Raw genomic sequence first — 3,994 nt, forward strand, 5'->3', positions numbered from 1 at the left:
CGTGGCCCGGTTCACGGCCCAGGTGGTGTAGCCGAGTCCGTACCCGAACGGGTAGGCGGGGGTGGCGCCGGAGCGCAGCCACGCCCGGTAGCCCACGTGGACACCTTCGTCGTACTGCACTGTGCCGTTGACGGGCGTGACGTCGAGCACGGGTACGTCGCTCTGCCGCGCCGGCCATGTGGTGGGCAGCCGGCCTCCGGGCTCGCGGGTTCCGGTGAGTACGTCGGCCAGGGCGTTGCCGTACTCCTGGCCGCCGAACCAGGTCAGCAGGACGGCGGCAGCGTCGTCGCGCCAGGGCAGTTCGACCGGCGAGCCGGAGTTGACGGCCACCACCGTGCGGGGGTTGGCGCGGGCGACGGCGGATACGAGGGCGTCCTGGCGGCCGGGCAGGGCGAGCGAGGTCCGGTCGAAGCCCTCCGATTCGACGTCGCTGTTCGTGCCGACGACGACCACCGCCACGTCGGCTCGCGCCGCCGCGGCGGCCGCCTGTTCGATCAGCCCGTCGGGGTCGGAGTCGTCCGCCTCCGTACCGAGCGTGTACGCGAGGGCTCCGCTGAGGCCGGTGTCCTTGGGGATTTCGTACTCGACGCGGATCTCCACCGCCTGGCCCGCGGTCACCGGGACGGCCGCGGAGGTGGTCGGCGGGTGCAGGAAGGCGGCGCCGAGTTGTTCATCGGCGAGCGGGACATCGGCGTCCAGGACGAGTTCCCCGTCGACCCAGATGCGCGAGACTCCCGGGGCGGCGACACCGAGGCGCAGTGTCTCGGTGCGGGGGGAGGTGTAGCGGGTGGTGATTTCCAGGATGTCGGAGCGGTCGACCGGGGCGTTTCCGCCGAACCAGACGAGCCGGGTGGCGCGGCGGTTCTCGGTGAAGAGTTCGCGCTCTTCGCTCAGGAAGCGTACGTGTACCCCCGGCTCGCCGGTGGCGGGGTCGGTGAGGGCGTCCAGGGGCAGTTCGGCGATGCCTTCCTGGACGACGGCGCCGAGGGCGTATTCGACGTCGGCTTCGGGGAAGGCGGCGATGATGCCGTCGAGGGGGCTGACGACCTTCTCCGGCACGACGGTGGCGCTGCCGCCGCCCTGAGTGCGGGCGAGATCGGCGTTGTGTCCGATGACGGCGATCCGGGTCACCGCGCCGGGGTCGAGCGGCAGCACACCGGTGTTGCGCACCAGTACCATGCCCGCTGCCGCCGCCTCGCGTGCGAACCCGGCGCCGGAGCCGCAGTCGGGCGTCGCGGCCGGGTCCACGGCGCTGGTGCCCTCCAGGGCTCCGACGCGCGCGGCGAGGGTGAGGATGCGCAGGACCTTGCGGTCGATGTCCGCCTCGTCGACGGCGCCGGCTTCCACGGCGGCGAGCAGGGCGTCGCCCCAGGCTCCGCGGGGACCGGGCATCTCCAGGTCCTGGGCGGCCTTGGCGGCGTTCGTGGAGCGGACGGCCGTCCAGTCGCTGATCACCACGCCGTCGAAGCCCCACTCCGAGTTCAGCGGGGTCTCCAACAGGTCGTTCTCGGTCGCGGTGACTCCGTTGACGGCGTTGTAGGCGCTCATGACGGCCCAGGCCCGGGCCTCGGTCACGGCCTTCTCGAACGGCAGGAGGTACACCTCGCGCAGCGTGCGCTCGGAGACCTCCGTCGAGGCCGTGAAGCGGTCGGTCTCGTAGTCGTTGGCGATGTAGTGCTTGGGGGTCGCGGCGACCCCGTTGTCCTGGATGCCCCGCACGTAGGCGGCGGCGAGGCGGCCGGTCAGCAGCGGGTCCTCGCTGAACGCCTCGAAGTGCCGCCCGCCCAGCGGGGAGCGGTGCAGGTTGATGGTGGGGCCGAGCACTACGTCGACGCCCTTGGCGCGGGCCTCCTGGGCGATGACCGCGCCGTAGCGGTACGCGACGGTGTCGTCCCAGGAGGCCGAGAGAGATGTCGCGCTGGGCAGGTTCAGGGAGGGTGCGCGTTCGTCCCAGACCGGTCCGCGTACCCCGGAGGGGCCGTCGGACATGAGGATGCTGCGCAGTCCGATCTTTTCGAGGGGCCAGGTCGACCAGAAGTCGCGCCCGGTGAGCAGCTTGATCTTCTCGGCGAGGGTCAGGCGACCCAGGAGTTCTCGCGTATCGGGGGTCGCGGGGTTGGCGGGCAAGGTGTTGCCTTTCTCTGTCCGATGAGGGGAAGTGGCGTGGTTTCTCCGGGAGCCGCCGGCAGGAGTCGGGTGCCGCCGGAAGCAGGTGCGGTGCACGTTCTCGGAGACGGGCGCCCGCGGATCAGGCGGCCCCGCCGGCGAGCCTGCGGCGCTCTTCGAGTGCGTACCTGACGCGCCGCGCGTCCCGCGGGTAGGTGGTGTGAAGCAGGCCGAGCACCGCGGCGTTGAGGAGCATGCAGACCACCATGACCCAGAGGAAGACCGCCTGGAGGCCGAGGCTCTCGGCGAGTTGGCCGGCGGCGAGGGCGAAGATGGCCCAGGCGACGGTCTCGAAGACGGACAGCCAGATGGCGAATGCCTGGCCACGGAGTTCGGGGAGGACGACCGCGGTCACCAGAGGCCGGTTCGCCGAGGGGTTCACGCCCTGGCCGAAGCCCATGAGGGCCCAGAAGACGCAGTAGATCCCGACCCCGCCGGAGTAGTGGAACTGGGTCCCGAAGAAGGCCACGACGGCGAAGAGGACCTGGGCGAGCTGGAGGTAGGCCACGCGCCCCCGCTGCGGCCAACGCTGGTCGACCAAGGCCAGGAGGTAGCCGCCGCCGACGGTTCCGGCCAGGTATCCGATGCCGAAGGGAATGCCCACCACGGCCGCGACGGCGTTGCTGAACCCGCGTTCGGAGACCAGGAACTGGATCCCGAAGATGACGATGAGCAGGTGCCCGGAGAGGAGCCGGGAGAGCATCATCACCGAGTACGTCGGGATGCGGAAGAGCGAGAGCACGGACTTCACCGTGACGCTGTTCTTCACTCGGGCCGCCTCGTCCAGGTCCGCGAGCTGTTCCTCGGCCGCGCCGACCCCGGGGTCCCTGAAGGCGAACGCGACGAGGAGCCCGGAGAGGATGCAGACCGCGCCGATCGCCCACATCCCGTAGCGCCAGCCGTCGGTGAAGCCCGTGAAGAGAGCGATGACCGGGCCGATGACCTGGCCGAACGTGTTGGCGATGCCATAGAGGATGCCGACCGCCTTTCCTCGTTCCCCGTCGGTGAAGGAGTCGGCGATGATGGCGTTGGCGATCGGGGAGGCGCCGATCAGACAAGCGGCCATGAGCGTGTTGAACAGCAGCAGCGTGCCGAAGTTCTGCGCGAACCCCGCGAGCACTCCGAAAAGACCGCCGAGGACGGTGGAGAGCACCAGCGTGGCGCGGCGGCCCATCCGTCCCGCCAGCCACACCCAGAACGGGCCGGTCGGCACGGAGGCGACCTTGCCGAGCGCCGCGAGCGTGCCCAGATGGCCACTGTTGAGGGCCAGAGCGCTGGATATGGAGGGGAAGAGGGTGGCGGTCGCGTTGCCCTCGGTGCTGTCCACGGAGATGACGCCGGTGAGGGTCAGCAGGTTGCGCCAGCGGTGGGGGACGCGGGAGGCGGAGGCGGTGTCGGGCGCGGCGTGCGGTGCCGCGGACTGTTCCGTTGCCATGGGATGGTTCCTGTCGGTTCAGGCAGCCATGGGGAAGGTGGCTACACGTCCTGAAGGCAGTCCGCGAGGGACCGCAGCGTGCTGGTGGGAATGACCGCCCACCGCGCCAGGTCGACCAGGCTCGACTGCGAGGGGAAAGCGATGAGTTCGGTGTGGGTGAGGCCGGGTAGGTGTTCCTCGACCGCCGTCCTGACGGCTGGATCCTGGAGCAGTTCGAGGACCGGCCGCGTGAGGAGACCGCCGTGCGGCAGTTCCTCGGGCGCAGGCATCGGCTCCGCGAGTGCGGCCGCGCGTTGCGCCTAGGGTCTGTTGCGAAAGTTGATCTTGTTCGTTGATGATCAGGTCTTGTGGGGCGTGGGGATCTGACGAATGGCCAGTGGGCCCGGCTTGAAC

3 protein-coding genes are annotated in these 3,994 nt (G+C 70.4%); all 3 read right to left on the minus strand.

Going from position 1 to position 3,994, the window contains the following annotated elements:
* Positions 1-2,127: glycoside hydrolase family 3 C-terminal domain-containing protein (locus ABZ646_RS42045; protein ID WP_360531703.1), on the minus strand; the 2,127-nt coding region annotated here is incomplete at its 3' end.
* Between the two features lie 121 nt (positions 2,128-2,248).
* Positions 2,249-3,601, minus strand: coding sequence for an MFS transporter (locus tag ABZ646_RS42050; RefSeq protein ID WP_360531707.1), 1,353 nt, complete (start codon positions 3,599-3,601; stop codon positions 2,249-2,251).
* A gap of 41 nt (positions 3,602-3,642) precedes the next feature.
* The gene (locus tag ABZ646_RS42055) at positions 3,643-3,870 is read right to left on the minus strand and encodes a hypothetical protein (protein ID WP_360531710.1); all 228 of its coding nucleotides are present in this window, start codon (positions 3,868-3,870) and stop codon (positions 3,643-3,645) included.
* Positions 3,871-3,994: the final 124 nt, after the last annotated feature.

The organism is Streptomyces sp. NPDC007162 (assembly GCF_040634175.1).
Classification (GTDB): Bacteria; Actinomycetota; Actinomycetes; order Streptomycetales; family Streptomycetaceae; genus Streptomyces.

Excerpts from the sequence above, each read along its gene's own strand:
- ABZ646_RS42055 (WP_360531710.1), bottom strand. The coding sequence starts at position 3,870 with ATGCCTGCGCCCGAGGAACTGCCGCACGGCGGTCTCCTCACGCGGCCG.
- ABZ646_RS42050 (WP_360531707.1), bottom strand. The coding sequence starts at position 3,601 with ATGGCAACGGAACAGTCCGCGGCACCGCACGCCGCGCCCGACACCGCC.